This window comes from Arthrobacter sp. NPDC093128, assembly GCF_040683875.1.
In the GTDB taxonomy this organism is placed as follows: Bacteria; Actinomycetota; Actinomycetes; order Actinomycetales; family Micrococcaceae; genus Arthrobacter.
The window spans coordinates 196,428-218,898 of sequence record NZ_JBFBEY010000005.1 but is presented as its reverse complement, the minus strand read 5'-3'; the positions used below and the strand labels follow the sequence as shown (position 1 = coordinate 218,898).

The window sequence follows — 22,471 nt, the reverse complement described above, 5'->3', positions numbered from 1 at the left end:
CTTGGTGATGACCGGAACATGACAAGAAAGTGGACTGCGTGTGACGCAGTTTCCGGAACCCGCGGCGTAACGGCATGGTTCCGCGGCCCCTATTGGTGCTTGTTGGCGTGGTTTTCTGACAAGCTTAAGTAACTATGGCGCACGCACATCAAAAGTCCGACTCCCACACCGTCGATTTCCAGGTGGACCCGGTGGTCCTGGAGCTCGGGCAGCGCTTCGTCGACGCCGGCCATGAACTGTCGCTGGTGGGCGGGCCCGTGCGTGACCTTTTCCTGGGCAGGCTCTCCCCCGACCTCGACTTCACCACGGACGCCACGCCGGACCAGACCCTGGCGCTGATCCGTAAGTGGGCGGACAACTTCTGGGAGATCGGACGGGCGTTCGGGACGATCGGCATGAAGAAATCCGGCTTCCAGATCGAGATCACCACCTACCGCGCCGAGGCGTACGACCCGGAGTCGCGCAAGCCCGCCGTCGCGTTCGGGTCATCCCTGACGGATGACCTCCTTCGCCGGGACTTCACCATCAATGCCATGGCGCTGCGGCTGCCCACCTTGGAACTCGTGGACCCCTTCGGCGGAGTCCGCGACCTCCACGCCTCCGTGCTGGCCACTCCCGGCGCCCCCGAGACATCCTTTTCCGATGACCCGCTGCGCATGATGCGGGCGGCCCGCTTTGCCTCCCAGCTTGGTGTGGCGGTCCGCGACGACGTGAAGCGGGCCATGACACAGATGGCGGAGCGGATCACCATCATTTCCGCGGAGCGGATCCGCGAGGAGCTGGTGAAACTCATCTGCGGAACCCACCCCCGCGTGGGCATAGACCTCCTGGTGGACACCGGCCTTGCGGAATTCGTCCTGCCGGAAGTTTCCGCCCTGCGCCTGGAGGCTGACGAACACCACCGGCACAAGGACGTCTACCAGCACTCCCTCCAGGTACTGGAGCAGGCCGCAGGGATGGAAACCGATGGTGAGGGCCCCGTGCCCGGCCCGGATTTTGTCCTGCGGTTTGCGGCACTGATGCACGACGTCGGCAAGCCGGCTACGCGCCGTTTTGAGCCGGGCGGCGCGGTGAGCTTCCGCCACCACGACATGGTGGGCTCCAAACTGACCAAGAAACGGATGAAGGCCCTCCGCTTCGACAACGACACCATCAAGGCTGTGGCACGGCTGGTCGAGCTGCACATGCGCTTCTACGGCTACGGCGAGGCCGGCTGGAGCGACTCCGCGGTCCGCCGCTACGTGACCGACGCGGGGCCCCTCCTGGACCGTCTGCATCTGCTGACACGCTCGGACGTGACCACCCGCAACCAGCGCAAGGCGGACCGGCTGTCCTTCGCCTATGACGACCTTGAAGCGCGCATCGCGGCGCTGCGGGAACAGGAGTCACTGGAAGCCGTCCGGCCCGACCTCGACGGCGGCCAGATCATGGCCCTGCTTGGCCTGAAACCCGGGCCGGTGGTGGGCAAGGCCTATAAGTTCCTGCTTGACCAGCGCATGGAGTACGGCCCGCTCGAACCTGCTGTAGCCGAGGCAAAGCTGCGTGAGTGGTGGGCGGACCAGCCTGAAGCCGCCCAACACGAGCCGGCCGCCGGCGTCGAACTTTCCACTACCGAGGAGTCATAAGTGATGTCACTCAACAGCACTGCCCGCCCCCAGCTCTGGATCCTGCGCCATGGTGAAACCGAATGGTCAAAGAGCGGCCAGTACACCGGACTCACGGACCTTCCCCTGACGGTGGAAGGCGAGCAGCAGGCCGTGGAGGCACGGAAGGTCCTCGATAGCGTCGACTTCGACCTGGTGCTGACCTCGCCGCTGCGGCGGGCCCGCCGGACGGCGGAACTCGCAGGCTTCCCCGACGCCGAACAGGAACCCCTCGCGGTGGAATGGAACTACGGCGACTATGAAGGCATCAGTTCGGACCTGATCCGCAAGGACAACCCGGAGTATCTGATCTGGACCCACGGTGTACCCAACGGCGAGGCTTTGGAAGAAGTGGCAGCGCGGGCGGACAAGATCGTGGCCCGCGTGCTGGAATCCGGCCTCGACAACGTTCTCATTGTGGCCCACGGCCACTTCTCCAGGATCCTTACCGCGCGCTGGCTCGGGCTGGACCCGCAGGAAGGCCGGCACTTCATCCTGGGCACGGCGAAAGTCTGCACCCTGGGGTGGGATAAGAAGACCCCCGCTGTGGTCCGCTGGGGACTATAAAGACGATTTATCAAATATTTCGAAGAATCTTCTAAATTCAGTAGGCAAAAGCCCTGAGCTTAGTGTAATTTTATTTCTGACCCCAGTGCGTTCTGCCAGGGTCACCGGCGCGCGTTGTCCAGTTAGTCAACTGGCCGGCGGCAAAGCAGAAAAGGAGGTTGGGAAAATGATTACTTTGACTAGCGGATGGAAGATGACCATCACCGCGTCCCGGCCTCTGTTGCTGAATCGCGCCCAAATCACGGACTGACCGTCTCCTGACCCACTGACCTCGGCCTTGCGGCCGAGGTATCGGCGACCGGCTTCCTGACAACGGAAGCCGTGCGGCAGGCGGCCGTCCGCGCGGGCCCGTGCGGTTGCGCAACACCACCCCATAGTTCGGAACCCAGCTTCTTGTTGGGGACTGCGGCGTAACTGCATCCAGGGGCCATCCTTCGCCCGGCGAAACCCACCAACTACTTAGCGCATTTTTTTCGCGCGTATATACACCGGGTATTTCCCTGCCTTTATTCAAGCCATTAATTCCCGCAATTAGCTGGCCCTAATTGTCATGCCAAATTACAAGCGAATTCACCATTCAACCAATCAAAGGATCCAGCGTGAACACCACTGTCAGCACCACCGTCAGCACGACCGAGTCAAAGCGCCGTGTCGAACGCCGCCGCGTCCGGCACCGGCGAAACACACCCCGGAAGGAGGTAACCATGATGAAAAGACTCCGAAGCGTTCTGCGCCTGGGCTGGAGGCCTGCCCTGAAGGACAAGACGCTGTTCGACGGCCAGCTCCTCGACCAGAAACGTGAAGACGTGTACGTCGTAATGCACCAGATGGGCGTCATCCGCTGAGGCAGGACCTTCGTTTCTGAACTTCCCGGGCTGCAGCCGGGAACGGATCAACCAGGAGGACCTGATGGCGACAACCGATATCCATGCACAAAAAGCCCACGCGGCAACGCGTGGGCTTTTTGTTTGCCGGAGCCGCTCCCCCGGGCGGGCCAAGCCGCTACGGGGGCCCTGATCCCCTAACTGCGACGGTAAGCTCGAGGAATGCAGGAGACTATGCCGCCGGCGCACCGAAAACGGTCCCGCCTGGTTATCCCGAGCCGAAGCGATCTCCTGCTCAGGAACTTCACCGAGCTGATCGGCGGCCCCATGGGCCACCGGGCTGCACCGGGCGTCGTCTCACCCGGAATTTTCACCGTCGAACGCGTCCTCATCATCCTCACCGTGCTGGCCGCCCTGGCGAGTGTCCTGGTCAAGAACTACTGCCGGGCAAACGGCTGGGAGTCGCCGGGCCAGTTCTATTCCACCTGCTACTCGGATTTCCCGGAACTTTTCCGCAACCGCGGACTGGGCGACGGCACCTTCCCCTTTTTCAGTGAGGGCAGTTTCTTCGAGTATCCCGTCCTGATGGGAATTATTGCGGGGCTGACAGCTTTGCTGGTCCCCGGGCAGGGGGCCACGGATGCCCGCATCCTCGGCTACTTCGACGTCAACGCCACACTGATCGCCGCCGTCTGGATCGTTACGGTCCTGGCCACCGCGCGCATGAGCCGCCGCAGGCCGTGGGACGCGGCCATGGTGGCCGTCGCACCCGGGATCATCCTCGCCGGAGTGATCAACTGGGACGTGTGGGCGGTCGGACTGCTGGCCGTCGGGATGTACTTCTTCTCGCGCGAACGGCTGGTGCTGGCCGGCATCCTCATCGGATTGGGCACGGCCACCAAGCTGTATCCGGTCCTGGTTTTCGGCGCGATCCTCCTGCTGGCCCTTCGCACGGGGAAGATCCGTCCGCTACTGGTCACAGCCGCCGCAGCCGCCGCGGCCTGGCTCGCCGTCAACATCCCCATTGCCGCCATGAACCCCTCCGGCTGGAAGTACTTCTACCAATTCACGGAGGACCGCCCGGCCGGCTACAGCTCCCCCTGGTTCGCGTACAACCTTGTGGCCGGACGCCTGCAATGGCCGGTCCTGGGGCCGGAGGCGATCAACACCCTTGCCCTCAACCTCTTCCTCATCAGCTGCGTGCTCATCGCAGGCCTGGCCCTGACGGCACCCCGCCGCCCCCGGCTGGCACAGCTGGCGTTCCTGATTGTGGCGGCGTTTATCCTGACGAACAAGGTCTATTCGCCCCAGTTCGTCATCTGGCTGATCCCCCTGCTGGCCCTCGCCCGCCCGCGCTGGCGCGACTTCCTCATCTGGCAGGGGATCGAGGGACTGCACTGGGCGGCCGTGTGGATGTACCTGGGACAGGTGACCAGCGGCGGCCCGACGCAGCACAATATCGATATGCCGTACTACGTGCTGGCAGTGGGCCTGCACATGATCGCCACGGCGTACCTTATGGTCCGCGTGGCTTGGGACATCTGGGACCCGGGCTATGACATCATCCGCCGCCATGCGCTGGACGATCCCCAGGGCGGCCCGTTCGACGGCGCCCGGGACTGGCTGCGGTTGAATCCGGGAGATCCTGCCTCGTCGGTCCTTCCGTGGCGGCGGGCGGCCAGCAATGCCTGACGTCGCCGTCGTCGGCTCCGGTCCCAACGGACTCGCTGCTGCGGTGACAATGGCCCGCGCGGGCCTCAAGGTGCACGTGTATGAGGCAGCCGGCACCCCTGGCGGCGGACTTCGGACGTCCGAGCTGATGCAGCCGGGGCACCTGCACGACATTTGCTCCGCCGTGCAACCCATGGCGCTTGCGTCGCCGTTCTTCCGGTCGTTCGAGCTGTCCCGGCGCGTGGAACTCATCACGCCGGAGCTCTCCTTCGGGTCGCCCCTGGACGGCGGCCGGGCTGCCCTGGCGTACCACTCCCTGGACCGGACGGTTGCAGGGCTGGGGCGCGACGGCCCCGCCTACCGCCGCCTGATGGCACCTCTCGTACGCCGGGCGAACGGCGTAGCCGACTTCACCCTCAACCAGCTCCTGCGCATCCCGCACGATCCGCTCGCAGCCATTCTCTTCGGGCTGCGGACGCTCGAACAGGGTTCACCGGCATGGGGTGCCAGATTCCGGGACGAGCTGGCGCCGGCACTCCTGACCGGTGTTGCCGCGCACTCCGTGGGACGGCTGCCGTCATTGGCACCTTCGGGAGCCGGGCTAATGCTCGGGACGCTGGCCCACGCGCAGGGCTGGCCAATACCCGTGGGCGGGTCCGTGTCGATCGCCCGGGCCATGGTCCGGGACATCGAAGCCCATGGCGGGACCGTCGAGACCGGGCGGCCGATCGGCTCCCTGGAGGAGCTGCCGCCGGCCAAGGCGACTCTCCTGGATATTGCGCCGCCTGCACTGCTCAGGCTCGCCGGGGACAGCTTGCCTTCCGGTTACCGCCGGTCGCTGGAGTCTTTCCGCTTCGGCAACGCGGCCTGCAAAGTGGACTTCATCCTGTCCGGACCTGTGCCGTGGGCCGCAGCCGGATTGACCGACGCCGGAACAGTCCATTTGGGCGGCTCACGCGCCGAGATGGCCGAGGCTGAAAACCTTGTGGCGGCGGGGAAGCACCCGGAGCGGCCCTACGTGCTGGTGTCCCAGCCGTCACGTTTTGACGCCTCCCGCGCTCCGGAGGGGCGGCATATCCTGTGGACCTACTGCCACGTTCCGGCGGGTTCAACGGTTGACATGACGGAGGCGGTTTCGGCCCAGCTGGAACGGTTCGCCCCGGGTTTCCGGGACCTCGTGGTCCAGGCCCACGTCACGACGGCGTCCGGGCTGGCCGAGTACAACCAGAACTACGTCGGCGGAGATTTCGCTGCCGGACTGATGGATCTCCGCGGGCTGATCCAGCGGCCGGTAATCAGCCCCGTGCCGTGGCGCACTCCGCTTGCCGGTGTGTACCTCTGTTCCTCGTCGACCCCGCCAGGTCCCGGTGTGACCGGCATGCCGGGCTTCCATGCCGCTAAATATGCACTCAAGGACATATTCGGGTTGACGCTGCCCCGGTTGGGCCTCTAGCCCTCCAGTTCAGGAGACGGGATAGGCGGGAGCGTCCCGGGCCATCGCTCCTTCAGGGTTTGCCACCGTGAAGCGGGCACGGTGATGGGACGGGGCCTCCAACTCGTCCAGCATCGCCACGGCAAAGTCCTGAGTGGAGATGGAAGGGCCGGCGGGCGAATCCTTCGCCGTGACGTACGTGCCGGTCCTGGGACCCGGCTGCATGACGGGCGCAGGGGCAACCACGGTCCAGTCGAGGGTCTCCGGGGCTGACCGGATCTCGTCGTAGGCAGCTGCCATGGTGCGGGCCTCGGGCCGGTACGGCTCAGGGAAATTGGGGGAATCGCATAGCCGGACACCGTTGATTTCGAGCGCACCTGCACCGCCCACCACCAACAGCCGCGTATCGCCGGCGTGGCTGAAGGCGGCCGTCATGGCCGCCAGCCACTCACCGTGGTCGCCGCCGGTGCGGCTGGGCACCGTGGCCAGCACTACGGCGTCGTGATCATTGGCTATGTTGGCGAACGTGCGGACATCCGCCAGTTCGGCGCTGCATGCCGTGGCACCTCGGACGGGGGCGCCTGTCCGCGAGACGGCCGTTACTTCGTGGCCCCGTCGCAGCGACTCCTTGACGATCTGGCCGCCCACCATCCCGGTGGCACCGTACACCGCAATCTTCATGCCGCTCCTAGCGTTGGTACCGTAGGACTTCACAGTATCTATAGGATACCGTTGACTTCAGAGAAATGAGGTGCTGCTTGGATACCGTTCTGCCCGGCCTAAGGCCAGGAGCCGACATCATGGATCCGCTGTGCCCGTCCCGCGTTGTTTTCCAACGGATCGGGGACAAATGGGCGTCGCTTGTGGTCCAGGTGCTCGCGGACGGCCCCGTCCGATTCTCCGAACTGCGCAAGCACGTCCACGTCATTACGCCCAAGGTCCTGACCCAGACCCTCAGGACGCTGGAGAGGGACGGGCTGATCACCCGGACAGTGTTCGCCCAGGTTCCCCCGCGCGTCGACTATCAACTGACCGGCCTGGGGGAGTCGCTGCTGGGCCCTCTCGCGGTCCTCCGGGAATGGGCCGAGTCAAACGTTCCCAGCATCCTGGACGCCAGGGACGCCTATGATGACGCCCGTGACGGGGCGCTGCCGGAGGGCTGACGGGCAGAGATCCGGCCATCCCGCATGGTGGCCACGGCATCCGTCAGCGGCACGAATTCGGTGTCGTGGGTGACCATCACGGTGGCCACCCTTAATTCGTCAGGAGGAGCTGGTCGAGTGCCGTCAGGGACGGCAGGAGATTGGGTTGCTGGAATATGATGCCCACCTTATCCCTGCGCAGTGCCGCCAGTCCGGCGTCGGCAGGCCCGTGGCTTCCTGGCCGTCGACGGTGACCACACCGGAGGTCGGGCGGATCAGCGCCGCAGCGGCAGGCACCGCATCGCCCGGCAGCTCTTCATTTCCGAGGCAACTGTCAAGACCCACCTGGTGCACATCTACGGCAAGCTGGGCGTGGACAACCGCACGGCGGCTATTTCGGTCGCCACGCAGCGCCGGATCATCCGCCCCGCCTGAGCGCAGCAACGCTGTGACAAGAACTTTGTCCGCGCCAACGGGCATAATGGCGCGGTGGGGAACTTTCAGAAACTTTCGCTTGCCCTTGTCGGACTCATACTTGGCGGATCGCTGGTGGCCTGCGATGACGGCCGTGCCGGGGCGCAGGACGCCGCGAAGCAGCTCGCTGCCGCAGTGGCTGCGCTGGATGTAGGCTCCGTTGCCTTTGACGGCAAGGACGCCGCCGCCGCCAACGAACAGCTGAAAGAGGTGTTCCAGGCGCTCGAGCCTGCCAAGCCGGCTGTTGAAAGCGGCGAGTTGAAACTGGAGAAGGACACCGCAACGTTTCCGCTGAACTACAGCTGGAAGATCGGCTCCGATGACTGGAAGTACACCGTCTCCGCCGAACTGAAGAAGTCCGGCGACAAGTGGCTGACCGTGTGGAAGCCGGACATGCTGGTCCCCGAACTGGCGGACGGCGAAGTCCTCAGCTCGGCCGTGCAATCACCGCAGCGGGCCGAGATCCTGGGTGCCGGTGACGCAAAACTCGTCACATACCGGCCGGTAGTGAACGTCGGCATCGACAAGCCCCAGCTCGCTTCCGCCGATCCGGCCGCGTCCGCCACCAAACTTGCCCAGCTTGTGGGAGTGGATCCGGCCACCTACACCCAGCAGGTTCAGGCGGCCGGGGCCGAGGCCTTCGTCGCCGCCATCACCCTGCGCGAGGACGGCCGGACCATCACGGACGCGCAGATCGCCGAGATTCCGGGCGCCCGTTCCATCCGCGGCCTCCTGCCGCTGGCACCCACCCGCACCTTCGCCCGCGCCCTCCTGGGCACTGCAGCCGAAGCTAACGCCGAACAAATTGAAAAGTCCGGCGGGACGCTCAAAGCCGGGGACACCACCGGCACCGGCGGGCTGCAGCAGCAATATGACGCACAACTCCGCGGCACCGATGGAATCCAGGTCTTCGCCGAAAAGGCCGGCCTCACGGCTGACGAGAAGCAGGCGCTTCCCGATGAAGGCCGCAGGCTCCTTTTCCAGGTTGAGATCAAGCCGGGAACGCCCGTGAAAACCACCCTGGATCCGAATCTTCAACAGCTTGCAGAAGACGTCCTTGCCGATGTCGGTCCGGCCTCCGCCATCGTGGCCCTGCGTCCCTCCAGCGGCGCGGTGCTGGCCGCAGCGTCAGGCCCCGGCAGCAACGGCTATAACACCGCAATGCTGGGCCAGTACGCCCCGGGCTCAACGTTCAAGATGGTGGATTCACTCGCCATGATCCGCAACGGCATGACCCCGGACTCCAAGGTTGAGTGCACGCCCACACTCACGGTGGACGGCCGCACGTTCAAGAACGCCGAAGGCTATCCGGCAGACTCCCTTGGGTCCGTCACCCTGCGCGACGCGTTTGCACACTCCTGCAACACCGCGTTCATCTCGGCCCGGGATTCAGTCAGCCAGGCCCAGCTGGAGTCCGCAGCCACTTCCCTGGGCGTTGCCGTTGAGGCGCCCGGCCTGGGGGCTGACGCCTTCCTCGGCTCCGTCCCCGGCGAGGCTGAAGGCACCGAACATGCCGCATCCATGATCGGACAGGGCAAGGTGCTCCTGTCCCCGCTGGCAGCCGCCGTCATGGCCGGATCCGTAGCCAAGGGCTCCCCCGTCTCGCCCACCCTCGTGCTCAACGCTGAAGCCGGCGCCGGCACGGCGGGCACGGACGGCGCCGGAACGCCGACGGCGGACGGAACGTCGCCGTCGTTGACCTCCACTGCAGCTGCGCCCGCGAAAGCCGCGGACAAGCCGGTTACGGCGGCGGAGGCTGCCGCCCTGGCCGACATGATGCGTGCAGTGGTGACGTCGGGCCACGCTGGCTTCCTCTCTTCCGTGCCGGGGGAACCCGTCGGCGCCAAGACCGGCACCGCCGAATTCGGCAACGAAAACCCGCCGAAGACGCACGCCTGGATTGTGGCTGTCCACGGAGACCTCGCCGTTGCCGTGTTCGTCGAGGAAGGCGGCCTTGGCGCCACCACCTCGGGCCCGCTGCTCAAAAAATTCCTGGTCGCAGCGGGGTAGCACGACCTTCAAAAACTCCGGCGGGGTGGCCGTGGGAGGATGGAAGCGTGGCTCATATTGACGTATCCAATATCGATTACTTCCTGTCCGACGGCACCCAGCTGCTCAACGGCGTGACCTTCAAGGTCCCGGACGGGACCAAAACCGCGTTGATCGGGCCCAACGGAACGGGCAAGACCACGCTGTTCCGGATCATCTCCGGCGACCTCATCGCGGACGAAGGCGTAATCGGACGCTCCGGCAACATGGGCATCATGCGCCAGTTCGTCGGACAGGTCCGGGATGACTCCACCGTGCGCGACCTGCTGGTTTCGGCTGCCCCGCCCGCCCTGGCCGCCGCCGCCCGCGCCGTTGACGAGGCCGAGATGGCCATGATGGAGCACGACGACGAGCCCACCCAGATGCAGTACGCCCAGGCAATCGTGGACTGGGGAGACGCAGGAGGCTACGACGTCGAGACCGTCTGGGACGAGGTCTGCATGGCCGCGCTGGGACTGCCGTTCGACCGTGCGCAGCACCGCCCGGCGTCGAGCCTTTCCGGCGGTGAGCAGAAGCGGCTGGTACTGGAGGCGCTCTTCGCCGGCCCGGACGAGCTCCTGCTCCTGGACGAACCGGACAACTACCTCGACGTGCCGGGCAAGCGCTGGCTCGAGGGCAAGCTCAACGAGTCCAAGAAGACCGTGTTCTTCATCAGCCACGACCGCGAGCTGCTCAACAACGCGGCCGGCCGCATCGTCACCCTCGAACCGGGCATCAACGGTGCGGGCGCGTGGGTCCACGGCGGCGGCTTCGGCTCCTATGTCGAGGCGCGTGCAGACCGCAATGCCCGCTTCGAGGAGCTGCGCAAGCGCTGGGACGAGGAGCACGTGAAGCTCAAGGAACTCGTCAACATGTACAAGAACAAGGCGGCGTTCCGCTCCGACATGGCGAACCGCTACCACGCGGCGCAGACCCGGCTGGCGAAGTTCCTCGAAGCCGGGCCGCCCGAGGCGCTGCCGATCGAGCAGAACGTGCGGATGCGGCTCAAGGGCGGCCGGACCGCCAAGCGGGCCATCGTGGCCGAAAAGCTGGAACTGACCGGACTGATGAAGCCGTTCTCCACCGAGGTGTGGTTCGGTGACCGCGTCGGCGTGCTCGGCTCCAACGGCTCCGGCAAGAGCCACTTCCTGCGGCTGCTCGCCACCGGCGGCACCGACCCGGAGCGTGAACACCTGCCGGTGTCCGACGTCGACATCGCCGAAGTGCCCCACGAAGGCACCGTAAAACTCGGCGCCCGGATCCGTCCCGGCTTCTTCGCGCAGACGCATGTCCGCCCGGACCTCCTCGGCAAGACGCTGCTGGAGATCCTGCACCGCGGCGACGAGCACCGCTCCGGCCTGGGCCGCGAGGCTGCCGCCGGCGCCCTGGACGGCTACGGCCTGGCCTCGCAGTCGGAGCAGAAGTACGAGTCCCTGTCCGGCGGGCAGCAGGCCCGGTTCCAGATCCTGCTGCTTCAGCTCTCCGGCGCCACACTATTGCTCCTCGATGAGCCGACCGACAACCTGGACCTGCACTCGGCCGAGGCGCTGGAACGCGCCATAGACCACTTCGAGGGAACCGTCCTGGCCGTGACGCACGACCGCTGGTTCGCCCGGACCTTCGACCGCTTCATGGTGTTCGGTTCGGACGGCAGGGTGTACGAATCCGCCGAGCCTGTCTGGGACGAGAAGCGCGTGCAGCGCGCCCGCTGAGCGGACGTTCTCGCACTTCCTGCACATTTTGCGCGAACGCTCGCTCACCTGGTGAGCGAGCGTTCGTGTTTTCCCTGCAGGAAGTGAGAGAGGGTTGGGGGATTAGTCGCAGGAAGTGAGAGAGCGTCGGATTATTTGAAGGTCTTGCGCTTGGTCTCCGCGCCGTCGGGCGCGTAGGTGACCCATTCGCCCACTTTGCGGCCGGCGTCGTACGTTCCTTCATCCATGAGGTTCCCGGTGCTGTGCCACCGCTGCCAGAAACCGTCCTGCTGCCCCTCACGGAACGACCCCTTCTGGAGCAGCCCGCCCCCTTCGCGGTACCAGACGCAGTCTCCGTCCAGTTCACCGCGGCGGTAGCCGGCATCAGCCTTCAGCTGCCCGTTCCGGTAGTAGAAGAGCCAGCGGCCCTCGCGTTCGCCGTCGAGGTAGTTCCCGGCTCCTGAAAGTTTGCCGTCCTTGAAGAGTTCCTCAGCCATAGGGAAAACACTACGCCGTCCAAACGCTCACAGTTCTGACTAAATGATCACTTTCCGTTAGCATTTGACCATGAGGACTGAAGAGCGGCACCGGTTGATCGGTGACCTGCTGCGGAGCCGTGAAGAGGTGACCGTTGACGAGCTGATGGCGGAGTGCGGAGCTTCCGGTGCCACCATCCGGCGCGACCTGGATACCCTGGCCGGCAACGGCGTCCTCCGCCGGGTGCACGGCGGAGCCAAGAGCCTGGTGCTCCGGGGCGAGAATCCCGGGTACGGGCAGCGGGAGCTGGAAGGGCAGGACGCCAAGGTCCGGATCGCCGCCGGCGTGGCAGGACTGCTGCGGGACCGGGAGCACGTCTGGCTGGACAGCGGCACCACTGCGACCGAGATCGCCCGCCAGTTGCGGCAACGCGAACTGACCCTCATGCCCATGTCGCTGCGCGCCCTCAATGTGTTGACGGCGGAAAGCCACGCCGGGTACCGGCCCGCCCTCCTGGTGCCGGGCGGAAGCCTGATCCCGGGCGAACTGTGTTTCCGCGGGCCGCTGGCCGAGGCCAACATCCGTTCCCTCCGCTTCGACACTGCCGTGGTGACACCCTGCGCGGTGACCCTCAAAGACGGACTGCTGGCGCACGACCTCGACGATGCCGCCGTCAAGCGCGCGGGCCTGGAATCCGCCGGCCGGGTGATCGCCGCCTGCGCCGGCTCCAAATGGAACGCAGCCGCCGTGGCGCTCGTGGCAGCCCTGGAGGCGGTCGATGTCATCGTGACGGACAGGACATTCAGCCCGCAGGAACTCACACAACTTGGAAAACACTCAGTGAAAGTAGTGAACGTATGAGCATCGCCGTCTCCAGCCAGAAACTGAATGCCGCGGCCGCCGCGACGTTCCTGATTTTCGGGATCAATGGCCTGGTGTTTGCCAGCTGGGCCGCCCGCATCCCCGCTGTCACCGAAATTCTGCACGTGACCTCCGGACAGATGGGAACGCTGCTCCTCTGCACGGCCGTCGGCTCGCTGATCGCCCTTCCCACGGCCGGGTGGGTGGTGGGAAGGATCGGAACGGCCAACGCGGTACGCGCCAGCGGTCTTCTGGCTGCTGTGGCGGGCGTGGGCATCGCCCTCTCGCTGACGGCCGAATCCGTGCCCGGGACGGCGGTGGCGCTGTTCTTCTTCGGTATCGGCATCGGTCTGTGGGACGTTTCCCAGAACATTGAAGGAGCCGACGTCGAACACCGGCTTAAGCGCACCATCATGCCGCAGTTCCACGCAGCCTTCAGCGGCGGCGCCTTCGTGGGCGCCCTGATCGGCGCCGGCCTCTCCGGTCTTGGCGTCGGACTCCCGGCCCACCTGCTGGTCATTGCCGCCATAGTGGCCGTGCTGACCATGGTGGCGCCCCGCTACTTCCTGCCGCACATCGCCGCCGAGGTGCACTCCGACCCGGAAACCGCAGCACCGAAGGGGCAGTCCGCCTGGCGGGACAGCCGCACGCTGCTGATCGGCGTGGTGGTCCTCGGGGCCACCCTCACCGAAGGTGCCGGAAACGACTGGATCGCCAAGGCATCAGTGGACGGCCTCGGTACCAGCGAATCCACCGGCGCACTGATGTTTGCCGTCTTTGTCCTCGCCATGACGGCGATGCGGTTCTGCGGCGGGTTCGTCATCGACAAGTACGGACGTGTTGCCGTGCTCCGCGCCAGCATGGCCGCCGCAGCTGCGGGCCTGGGCCTCTTCGTCCTGGCGGGCAACGTCTGGCTGGCCACGGCCGGGGCCGCGCTCTGGGGAATCGGGGCCGCTCTGGCCTTCCCGATGGGCATGTCCGCCGCTGCCGACGATCCGAAAAAGGCCGCCGCCCGGGTATCCGTGGTGTCCACGCTGGGATACATCTCCTTCCTGGCAGGGCCGCCGCTCCTCGGCTACCTGGGTGACCTCACCGGCATCCACCTGGCCCTGCTCGCGATCATGGCGCCCATCGTCGTGGCACTCCTCCTTGCCGGAGCCGCGAAGCCCCTGCCGGGCGCGCCGCTCCGCAACGAGTAGGCGGCTTCCCGGCGGTAGGGTGGAAAAATGCGAAGCATGCTGAGGAAGGGCCCGGGCCTGGTCGCCGGGCTGGACCGGATGTTACTCAAGGCCGTGTCCGGCCTGCCCGGCGGCAACCATGACGTGCTGTTCAGGCGGCTCTCGGCGTCCGCCAACCACGGAAAGCTCTGGTTCGCGGTGGCCGGAGGCCTGGCCCTCATCCCCGGGAAACCGCGGCGCGCGGCCCTGCACGGGCTGATTGCCCAGGGCGTGGCGTCGGCGGTCACCAACGTGGTGTTCAAGACACTCCTTCCGCGTGCCCGCCCGCTGCCCGAGCATCTTCCCGTGTTCAGGTTCGTCAACCCGCAACCCACCAGTTCCTCAATGCCGTCAGGCCACTCGGCGTCCGCGGCGGCCTTTGCCGTGGGCGTCGGGCTGGTTCAGCCAGCCATCGGCGCAGTCCTGGCGCCCCTTGCGGCCGGTGTTGCATATTCCCGTGTGCATACCGGCGCCCACTGGCCCTCGGACGTGCTGTTCGGCTCCGCCATAGGCGCCGGCGCAGCCATGATTACCCGCAAGTGGTGGCCCGTCCGCCCGCCCTTCCCGGAGACCAGCCGCTCCGGTGCCGGGGCCGCCAAGCTGCCCGGCGGCCAGGGTCTCAGCATCGCGGTCAACACCCTGGGCGGGTCCTATGCGCCGGAAACCGTGAAGGCGCTGCAGGATGTATTCCCGTTAGCGCATATACAGGAGATCGGTCACGACAGCGACATCGCTTCCGAGATCCAGGCGGCTGCTGCCCGGCCCGGTGTGAGGGCGCTCGGCGTGTGGGGCGGGGACGGAACGGTGGGGACGGCGGCGGCTGTCGCCGTCGAACTCTCGCTTCCTTTGTTGGTCCTTCCCGGCGGAACACTGAACCACTTTGCCCGTGACGCCGGAACATCCTCCCTCGAGGATGCCGTGCAGGCGGCCTCCAACGGGGCGGCGGCCTGCGCCGACGTTGGGCATGTCCGGCTGGAACGGGGCCTCGCAGGAAGTCCCGAAAAGCTGGAACGGATCATGCTCAACACGGCCAGCATCGGCCTGTACCCCAACCTGGTCCGCCGGCGGGAACAGCTCCAGCCGGCCCTCGGCAAACCGCTTGCCGGAGTCGCGGCCATGTTCCGGACTTTTGCTTCCGGAACCCCGACCACCATGATTGTGAACGGCGTCCGCCACAAGCTGTGGATCCTCTACGTTGGCCGGGGCCGCTACTACCCCCGGGACCATGCCCCGCTGGTGCGGCCGGTGATGGACGACGGCGTCCTGGACCTCCGGATGATCACTGCCGACGAGTCGTTTGCGCGGATCCGGCTGCTGTGGTCCGTCCTGACGGGCACCGTGGCCACGTCCCGGATCACGCACCTGAGCGAATCCACGTCGGTGACAGTGGAGGCAGCGGGATCGCCCATGGCCCTGGCCGTGGACGGTGAAGCCATGCCCGGCGTGCGCCGCGTTGAATTCTCCGTGCTGCCCGGGGCGCTGACCTACTACTCGCCGCAGCCGGAGTAGGCAGCCGGCACGGGGCGGGGGTCATCCCTTGGGACTACCCTGACTGCACCCTGAATCATCCCTGAGACCGGCGAAAACGGAGGCTTGCGTCTGTAGCGTGGGTGGTACGAACGGATCTGCGGCGAGCAGAAGCCGTCACCGCATCCACAGCAACGCAAAGGAACGCTTCCATGATTGAAGCAAAAGGCCTGTCCAAGGTCTACGGCGACAAAACCGCCGTCGGCGGAGTCAATTTCACGGTCCAGGCAGGCCAGGTCACCGGCTTCCTTGGCCCCAACGGAGCCGGCAAATCCACCACCATGAGAATGATCATGGGACTGGACACCCCGACGTCGGGCTCGGTCACCGTCAACGGTGTCCCATTCGCCAAGCACGCCGCCCCGTTGCGCGAAATCGGTGCCCTGCTGGACGCCAAGGCAGTGCACACGGGCCGTTCGGCCTACAACCACCTCCTGGCCATGGCCGCCACCCACAGCATTCCCAAGAAGCGCGTCACCGAGGTCATCGAAATGACCGGACTGGGTGAGGTCGCCAAAAAGAAAGTCAAGGGCTTTTCGCTCGGCATGGGCCAGCGGCTGGGCATCGCCGCGGCACTGCTGGGGGATCCGCAGACCATCATCCTGGACGAGCCGGTCAACGGGCTGGACCCGGAGGGTGTGGTGTGGGTCCGCAACCTGGTGAAGTACCTCGCCTCCGAAGGGCGGACCGTCTTCCTGTCCAGCCACCTGATGAGCGAAATGGCCGTGACGGCCGACCACCTGATTGTGATCGGCCGCGGAAAAATCATTGCCGACGCCCCCATCAGGGACATCATCAACGGCAAGGGTGCGAGCCGCACCCGGGTCCGCACCGACCAGCCCGACCAGCTCATGCGTCTCCTCGCCGGCGCGGGAGTTTCGGTGGAGGCCCAGGATCAGGAACTGCTGGAGGTCAAGGGGCTGGATCCCCGCCAGATCGCACGCGCCGCCCTGGACAACCACGTCATGATCTACGAACTCACCCCGCTCCAGGCCAGCCTCGAAGAGGCCTACATGGAGCTGACCAAGGATGAGGTCGAATACCACTCGCTGATCAGCACGGGAGCCCCCGTTCCCGCCCAGACCGGAGGCAACTAAGCCATGAGCTCAACCACTTTGGAACCCAACCCCTCGGGCCGCCGGGCCCAGTCCGGCAGCCAGCCTCAAGCCGGGACGCCCGCAGGGCAGGCTGCCCTTCCGTCCGGCCGTCCGGCGTCACCGGGCCCCGGTCCCAGTTTCCTGCGTGTGCTGAACTCGGAATTCATCAAGTTCCGCACCCTGCTCTCGACGCTCATCCTGCTCGGTTCCACCATGTTGGTGATGGTGGGCTTCGGGGCTCTGGCGGCGTTCTCCACGGGCCAGTTCCGCGAGCAGATGGCGTCCGATCCGGCAGCGGCAGCCCAGATGGCCGCCCAGGGCGGAGACATTGCGGTGACCGCGCCCACTTCCGGGGTCGTCTTCGCCCAGCTGATCCTCGGGTCCCTCGGCGTGCTGCTGATGAGCTCCGAGTTCACCACCGGAATGGCGCGTTCCACCTTCGCGGCCGTGCCCAAGAGGATCCCCGCCTTCGTGGCGAAATTCCTCGTGGTTGGTGTCGTGTCCTTCGCCCTCACAGGCGTCTCGACCCTGCTGGCCGGCCTGATATCCGTCCCGATCCTGGACAACTACGACCTCGGCCTGGATCTGGCCAGTGCGCAGTCCGTCAAACTCCTGATCGTCAACAGCCTCTATGTGGCCGCTGTGGCTACCATCGGCATGTCCCTGGGCAGCATCATCCGGAATTCCGCCGGCGGGATCATGAGCCTGGTGGGTCTCTTCTTCGTGGTCCCGATCGCCTTCCAGCTGATCCCCGGCGAATTCTTCGAGGAAGCCCGCAAGTACCTGCCGGGCAACACCGTGGACGCCCTGACGGCCGTGAACCACGTGGACGGGTCCCTCGAGGCGTGGCAGGCGGCCCTGGTGCTCGGCACGTGGGTGGTCGTTCCCGCAGTGCTCGCCATGATCCTGCTGAAGAAGCGCGACGTATGAGCAGGTCCCGCAGCGGAATGGCCGTCTAGGCTCAACGCATGCTTGAAGAACCGATGGCAAAGGACGCATCAGCCCTGAATCAGGTTGATGCGTCCTTTGCCGCACTCGCCGACCGGCGCCGCGGCAGGCTCCGGCGGTACCTCCACCGGCACCCCCGGGCCATGGATGCCGTGGTGGTGCTGTGCTACCTGCTCCTCGTCACGCCCACCACAGTGGACACCGTGGCCGACGGCGGCTGGGCTGCGACGGCGCTCCTTGCCGCGGTCGCCGTTGCGCTCTCGTTCCGCCGATCCCATCCGATGGCCGTTGTGGCGGCAGTGGCCGTGCTGGAAGTAGGCATCACGTTCCTGCACCCCTGGGGCTCCAATGTTTCAGGGGGCCTCTGGTTTGCCCTCTATGCGCTGGCAGTGCAGCGGTCCCGCAGGTTCTCCATCACGGCGCTGGCATTGGCCAACGCTCCGTTATCACTGCTGTACTTCCTCACCCTTGTGGGGCCGCTGGAACGGGCGCTTCCCAACGGGGGTCCCGCAGCGCCGGAGAATTCGCAGCTTGTCTTCGGAATCGTTGCCGGCATCACCATCACGCTGTCCAACATCATCGCCACCGGAATCGGCATCTCCGTCAGGCAGCGCCGGGAACACGAACAGGAAATCGCCGCATGGGCTGCCCGGACGGCGGAGCTGGGTTCGGTCACTGAACGCAACCGGATCGCGAGGGAAATGCACGACGTCGTTGCCCACTCCCTGACGGTAATGGTCACCTTGTCGGACGGTGCGGCCGTGGTGGTCAGGAAGAGCCCGGACCGCGCCGCCGTGGTGCTGGCCGAACTGTCGCGGACCGGACGGACGGCCCTGGCCGATATGCGCCGCGTGCTGGGAGTCCTACGCGACGAATCGCCTGCCGGACAGGCACCGCGCCAGCCCCTGAGCGCAGGAAACAGCCTCGCCAAACTGCTGGAGGGATTCCGTACGGCGGGATTGCCGCTGCACTATTCGCACACCGGGCCGGCACTTCCTGACGATGCGGCGTTCCAGCTGACCGTCTACCGGATTGTTCAGGAATCACTGACGAACGTTCTCCGGTACGGCCGGGCCCTGAGCCGGGTGGATGTCAGCATGGTGCGCGCTGACGGCACGGTCACCATTGAAGTGCTCGACGACGGCCGGGGCACTGTGGGCCAGGCGGGAACGGGCGGAGCGGGAACGGTGGCCGGCGGAGCCAAACCGCTGGGGACCGGCCAGGGCCTGACCGGAATGCGCGAGCGGGCGGGGATCTACGGCGGTACGGTGGAAGCCGGACGCCCGGCCGCCGGAGGATGGCGGGTCAGGGCTGTACTGAATTGGAATGGGGACCAAGGAAAATCATGAATGGCAATGCACCGATCAAAGTCCTGCTGGTGGACGACCAGCCGCTGCTGAGGATGGGCTTCCGGCTGATCCTCGAGGGTGAGGACGATCTTCGGATCGTGGGGGAAGCGTCCGACGGGGCTGAAGCAATCCGGCAGGTCAGGGAAACGGACCCGGATGTGGTGCTGATGGATGTGCGGATGCCGGTCCTGGATGGAATCGAGGCAACCCGGGCAGTGACCTCTTCAGGATCCGCCGCCAAGGTGATCATCCTGACCACATTCGACCTGGACGAGTACGCCTTTGCCGGCCTGCAGGCCGGTGCTTCGGCATTTTTGCTCAAGGACGTGGCCCCGGCTGATCTGGTGAATGCCGTGCGGGTGGTGGCAAGCGGAGACGCCGTGGTGGCGCCGCGCGTCACGCGCCGCCTGCTGGAAGCCTATGTGCGCGGGGACCACCCCTCGGCCGTGCCCGGTCAACGCCTGGGAGCTTCCGCGCCGGCAGCGGGCCGGGGCCGGCATGCAAACGGCGACGAGCAGCACAGGGACCCTTTGCTGGAGGCGCTGACACCGCGCGAAACGGAAATGCTGGAAGCCATGGCCGAGGGACTGTCCAACGCCGAGATCGCCCACAGGTTCTTCCTGTCCGAGGCAACCGTGAAAACCCATGTGCGCAGGATCCTCGCCAAACTGCATCTCCGGGACAGGGTGCAGGCAGTTGTTTATGCCTACGAGACAGGGCTGGTGGTCCCGAGCAATCCGGACTACTAACTACCCGGAAGTAGATTTCGGGCACATTTCCATGTTGCCGTAAAGGATACTTTGGTTGCCTAATGCTGTTCTTCGTTGTGGGAAGCGCTGTTTCGTGGCCACCCAATATGTTCGACTGCACAAGATGTGGCGTCCGGCATCCGGTCTAGGGTGAGAAAGAAATGTGGCCTGACGCACGGAGATCCGTGCCTGTCCTGGGCCCGCACCCTCAACTAAGGACGGCGCTTCCATGCACGCTGACCAACAGCTTTCCAAGTCCCTGAAACCCAGGCACCTGTCCATGATCGCCATTGCCGGCGTGATCGGCGCGGGCCTCTTTGTCGGCTCCGGCGCCGCCATCCAGCAGGCCGGCCCCGGCATCCTGCTCGCCTACATGGCTGCGGGAATCGTGGTGATCCTGGTGATGCGGATGCTGGGTGAAATGGCCGCGGCCAACCCCGAGACCGGATCGTTCTCCACCTACGCGGACAAGGCCCTGGGCCGGTGGGCCGGATTCAGCATCGGCTGGCTCTACGCGTGGTTCTGGATCATTGTCCTGGGGATCGAAGCAACAGCGGGCGCAGCCATCATGCACCGCTGGGTTCCGGGAATCGACCAGTGGGTGTGGGCACTGGTCCTCATGGTGCTGCTGACGCTGACGAACCTCGGCTCCGTGAAATCCTACGGGGAGTTCGAGTTCTGGTTTGCCTCCATCAAGGTGGCTGCCATCGTATTGTTCCTTCTCTTCGGCGTGGCCGCCATCCTGGGCCTGATCCCCGGAGTTCCGGCACCGGGGCTGGACAACCTGGTCAACAACGGCGGATTCCTGCCCAACGGACCCGGAGCGGTGCTCGCCGGCATCCTGGTGGTTGTCTTCTCCTTCTTCGGCGCAGAAATCGCCACCATCGCAGCCGGTGAGTCCGAGAACCCCGTGGACGCCGTCAAGAAGGCCGTGAAGTCCACTGTCTGGCGCATCCTGGTGTTCTACATCGGTTCCATCGCCATCGTGGTCACCCTGCTGCCGTGGAACTCCGCTTCAGTGGCCAAGAGCCCTTACGTCGCGGTAATCGAGCTCTTCGGCATCCCGGGCGCCGGCACCATCATGGACATTGTGGTCCTGACCTCGGTGCTGTCCTGCCTGAACTCGGGCCTCTACACGGCCAGCCGCATGCTGTTCTCGCTCTCCCGCCGGGGGGACGCACCCCGGGCCTGGATGAAGATCTCCAAGCGCGGCGTTCCGGCCGCCGCGGTGATGGCCTCTACCGTGGTGGGTTTCGTCACCGTCGGCCTCAACTACATTGCGCCGGACACAGTGTTCCTGTTCCTGGTCAACACGTCAGGTGCGATCGCGCTGTTCGTCTGGCTGGTCATCGCTTCCTCGCAGCTGATCCTCCGTCGCCGCATGGGCGCGGCTGCCAAGGACCTTGCCCTGAAGATGTGGCTCTTCCCCTACCTGACCTGGGTGTCCATCGTCAGCATCGTTGCGCTGCTGATCGGCATGGTGGTCCTGGAGTCCACCCGGGAGTCGCTGCTGCTCTCACTGGCACTGGCCGGCGTTGTGGTGGGCATCGGCGTCTGGCGCTACCGCAAGAACCTCGGCAGCACCGGCGGGACCGAACAGGCCGGGACCGAACGAACCGCCTCGACCAGCACCGACCGGACGGACGCCACAGCCGAAGAAGCCGGCGTAGGTGCCGGACCGGCGTCGTAATTCACTTGCGTTAGCCCGGCAGCAGCGGGCGTAACCTGCCCGCAACCGGAGTCCGGCCGCCGTCAGTCCAGGTGGCCGGACTCCGTGCTTCCGGACTCCCTGCTTTCGGAGTCCACGTCCGCCGCCGGATCCACGCCCTGGCCCGGCTGCACGGAATCGAAGAACGTGTGCTCCCCGGCTGCGGCGGCGGAACTGTGAACCCGGGTCCGAATGAAGCTGACGTCCTCAGCACTGAGCTGGATGGCGCCGTGCTGGTCCCGAACCACCGGCTCATCGGCAACCCGGGCAACGATCGTGGCGATCGTCCTCGGCAGCACCACACAGCCGGGATTATCCATGAACCAGCGGCGTGTTGCGGGATCAAGCCGGTGCCACTGTGTTTTCAGTTCCATTGAGGGACCCGTTCCATATGTTCTGCTGCCTCTTTCCCGGTCGCCCGGCTGGTTGAATGAGCCTGTTGGCTGATGGATCCGACGCTATTCGCGGCTGATCGGGAGCCGCTTCTCCGGGGCATCCGCTAATGGTGCCGCGGGAAGCGGTGTTCTGACTTCGAGCACGCCGTCCCTGAAGGACACCTTGATATCTGTGTCGGTAACCCCTTCCGGCAACGGCAGGTTGCGGGTGAAGGGGCGGTAACGCAACCGGGAATGATGGCCGTTCCCGTCGGAGGGACCATCGGATTCCCCGCGTCCGGCGCGGATATGCAGCACGCCTCCGGCCACGGACACCTCGATGTCACGGTCCGGGTCCGCGCCGGGCATGTCGGCCCGGACCACGAGGGTCTCCCGGTCGACGAACTCCTCGACACGCACATCGGCGGCACGGACCTCCTCGTTGTGAGCGGGGACCGGTACGTTGTTGGGACCAAAGACCCGCCCGAGTGCGCCGGTGAAGCCCGGGGGAGTCCTGCCCGCCCCGTCGTCGGCGTCCGGCCACCGGGCCGACTCGAACGGGGACCATTTCAACGCACCCGACATAGCTCTCTCCTGGTTGTTCTCCTGGCAGGGCGGCAACCGCAGGCGGCCAGACCCACACACCAGTAGATACCTATCCGGCGAGCGGGGATAGGGACCAAAGTCCCCGG

20 protein-coding genes and 2 pseudogenes are annotated in these 22,471 nt (G+C 65.8%); 17 read left to right on the top strand and 5 right to left on the bottom strand.

Annotation, left to right across the window (positions count from 1 at the left end):
• Positions 1-134: 134 nt before the first annotated feature.
• The 5 genes from AB0N24_RS08250 to AB0N24_RS08230 all read left to right on the top strand — a co-directional run bounded on the left by AB0N24_RS08250 (position 135) and on the right by AB0N24_RS08230 (position 6,158).
• On the top strand, positions 135-1,625 hold the full coding sequence (locus AB0N24_RS08250; protein WP_364122755.1) for a CCA tRNA nucleotidyltransferase: 1,491 nt from the start codon (positions 135-137) through the stop codon (positions 1,623-1,625).
• A 3-nt stretch (positions 1,626-1,628) separates the two neighbouring features.
• The gene (locus tag AB0N24_RS08245) at positions 1,629-2,210 is read left to right on the top strand and encodes a histidine phosphatase family protein (RefSeq protein WP_364122863.1); all 582 of its coding nucleotides are present in this window, start codon (positions 1,629-1,631) and stop codon (positions 2,208-2,210) included.
• 599 nt (positions 2,211-2,809) lie between these two features.
• Positions 2,810-3,055: a hypothetical protein gene (locus AB0N24_RS08240; RefSeq protein ID WP_364122753.1), complete on the top strand. Its 246-nt coding sequence runs from the start codon at positions 2,810-2,812 to the stop codon at positions 3,053-3,055.
• 201 nt (positions 3,056-3,256) lie between these two features.
• Entirely contained in the window at positions 3,257-4,726 is a 1,470-nt protein-coding gene (locus tag AB0N24_RS08235; RefSeq protein WP_364122751.1) for a glycosyltransferase 87 family protein, read from the top strand.
• Positions 4,719-6,158: an NAD(P)/FAD-dependent oxidoreductase gene (locus tag AB0N24_RS08230; protein WP_364122749.1), complete on the top strand. Its 1,440-nt coding sequence runs from the start codon at positions 4,719-4,721 to the stop codon at positions 6,156-6,158. The genes AB0N24_RS08235 and AB0N24_RS08230 overlap by 8 nt, the downstream gene beginning before the upstream one ends.
• Before the next feature lie 9 nt (positions 6,159-6,167).
• Here AB0N24_RS08230 and AB0N24_RS08225 read toward each other — a convergent pair whose 3' ends face one another.
• Entirely contained in the window at positions 6,168-6,818 is a 651-nt protein-coding gene (locus AB0N24_RS08225; protein WP_364122747.1) for an NAD(P)H-binding protein, read from the bottom strand.
• Positions 6,819-6,937: 119 nt separating this feature from the next.
• Between AB0N24_RS08225 and AB0N24_RS08220 the strand changes: the two genes are divergently transcribed.
• Entirely contained in the window at positions 6,938-7,300 is a 363-nt protein-coding gene (locus AB0N24_RS08220; protein ID WP_364122745.1) for a helix-turn-helix domain-containing protein, read from the top strand.
• Here the strand turns inward: AB0N24_RS08220 and AB0N24_RS08215 are convergent.
• Positions 7,261-7,567 (bottom strand): annotated as a pseudogene (locus AB0N24_RS08215) (ABC transporter ATP-binding protein); the annotation flags it as partial. The gene AB0N24_RS08220 and the pseudogene AB0N24_RS08215 sit on opposite strands and share 40 nt — an antisense overlap.
• A gap of 12 nt (positions 7,568-7,579) precedes the next feature.
• Here AB0N24_RS08215 and AB0N24_RS08210 point away from each other — a divergent pair.
• The 3 genes and pseudogenes from AB0N24_RS08210 to AB0N24_RS08200 all read left to right on the top strand — a co-directional run.
• A pseudogene (locus AB0N24_RS08210) lies at positions 7,580-7,714 on the top strand (LuxR C-terminal-related transcriptional regulator); the annotation flags it as partial.
• Between the two features lie 54 nt (positions 7,715-7,768).
• Positions 7,769-9,763 (top strand): penicillin-binding transpeptidase domain-containing protein, encoded by a 1,995-nt coding sequence (locus AB0N24_RS08205; protein ID WP_364122743.1) that lies wholly within the window; start codon positions 7,769-7,771, stop codon positions 9,761-9,763.
• A 47-nt stretch (positions 9,764-9,810) separates the two neighbouring features.
• Positions 9,811-11,493: an ATP-binding cassette domain-containing protein gene (locus tag AB0N24_RS08200; protein WP_364122741.1), complete on the top strand. Its 1,683-nt coding sequence runs from the start codon at positions 9,811-9,813 to the stop codon at positions 11,491-11,493.
• A gap of 131 nt (positions 11,494-11,624) precedes the next feature.
• Here AB0N24_RS08200 and AB0N24_RS08195 read toward each other — a convergent pair whose 3' ends face one another.
• Positions 11,625-11,969: a hypothetical protein gene (locus AB0N24_RS08195; protein ID WP_364122739.1), complete on the bottom strand. Its 345-nt coding sequence runs from the start codon at positions 11,967-11,969 to the stop codon at positions 11,625-11,627.
• A 70-nt stretch (positions 11,970-12,039) separates the two neighbouring features.
• Between AB0N24_RS08195 and AB0N24_RS08190 the strand changes: the two genes are divergently transcribed.
• From AB0N24_RS08190 to AB0N24_RS08155, 8 genes are all read left to right on the top strand, one after another.
• Complete coding sequence (locus AB0N24_RS08190) at positions 12,040-12,810, top strand: DeoR/GlpR family DNA-binding transcription regulator (RefSeq protein WP_364122737.1); 771 nt, start codon at positions 12,040-12,042, stop codon at positions 12,808-12,810.
• Positions 12,807-14,009, top strand: a complete 1,203-nt coding sequence (locus AB0N24_RS08185) for an MFS transporter (RefSeq protein ID WP_364122735.1) — start codon at positions 12,807-12,809, stop codon at positions 14,007-14,009. The genes AB0N24_RS08190 and AB0N24_RS08185 overlap by 4 nt, the downstream gene beginning before the upstream one ends.
• Before the next feature lie 27 nt (positions 14,010-14,036).
• Positions 14,037-15,536 carry a phosphatase PAP2 family protein gene (locus tag AB0N24_RS08180; RefSeq protein ID WP_364122733.1) on the top strand — a complete coding sequence of 500 codons (1,500 nt, stop codon included), beginning with the start codon at positions 14,037-14,039 and terminating at the stop codon, positions 15,534-15,536.
• Between the two features lie 170 nt (positions 15,537-15,706).
• Positions 15,707-16,651, top strand: coding sequence for an ATP-binding cassette domain-containing protein (locus AB0N24_RS08175; protein ID WP_364122731.1), 945 nt, complete (start codon positions 15,707-15,709; stop codon positions 16,649-16,651).
• Between the two features lie 3 nt (positions 16,652-16,654).
• Positions 16,655-17,581 carry an ABC transporter permease gene (locus tag AB0N24_RS08170; RefSeq protein WP_364122729.1) on the top strand — a complete coding sequence of 309 codons (927 nt, stop codon included), beginning with the start codon at positions 16,655-16,657 and terminating at the stop codon, positions 17,579-17,581.
• Positions 17,582-17,619: 38 nt separating this feature from the next.
• A complete protein-coding gene (locus AB0N24_RS08165) occupies positions 17,620-18,948 on the top strand; it encodes a histidine kinase (RefSeq protein WP_364122727.1) in 1,329 nt (442 codons plus the stop codon).
• The gene (locus AB0N24_RS08160; RefSeq protein WP_364122725.1) at positions 18,945-19,697 is read left to right on the top strand and encodes a response regulator transcription factor; all 753 of its coding nucleotides are present in this window, start codon (positions 18,945-18,947) and stop codon (positions 19,695-19,697) included. The genes AB0N24_RS08165 and AB0N24_RS08160 overlap by 4 nt, the downstream gene beginning before the upstream one ends.
• 229 nt (positions 19,698-19,926) lie before the next feature.
• On the top strand, positions 19,927-21,387 hold the full coding sequence (locus AB0N24_RS08155) for an amino acid permease (RefSeq protein ID WP_364122723.1): 1,461 nt from the start codon (positions 19,927-19,929) through the stop codon (positions 21,385-21,387).
• Positions 21,388-21,449: 62 nt separating this feature from the next.
• On the opposite strand, the gene AB0N24_RS08150 is transcribed toward AB0N24_RS08155, so the two are convergent.
• Both AB0N24_RS08150 and AB0N24_RS08145 read right to left on the bottom strand, forming a co-directional pair.
• Entirely contained in the window at positions 21,450-21,779 is a 330-nt protein-coding gene (locus AB0N24_RS08150; RefSeq protein ID WP_364122721.1) for a hypothetical protein, read from the bottom strand.
• Positions 21,780-21,863: 84 nt separating this feature from the next.
• Positions 21,864-22,364, bottom strand: coding sequence for an Hsp20/alpha crystallin family protein (locus tag AB0N24_RS08145; protein ID WP_364122719.1), 501 nt, complete (start codon positions 22,362-22,364; stop codon positions 21,864-21,866).
• Positions 22,365-22,471 lie beyond the last annotated feature (107 nt).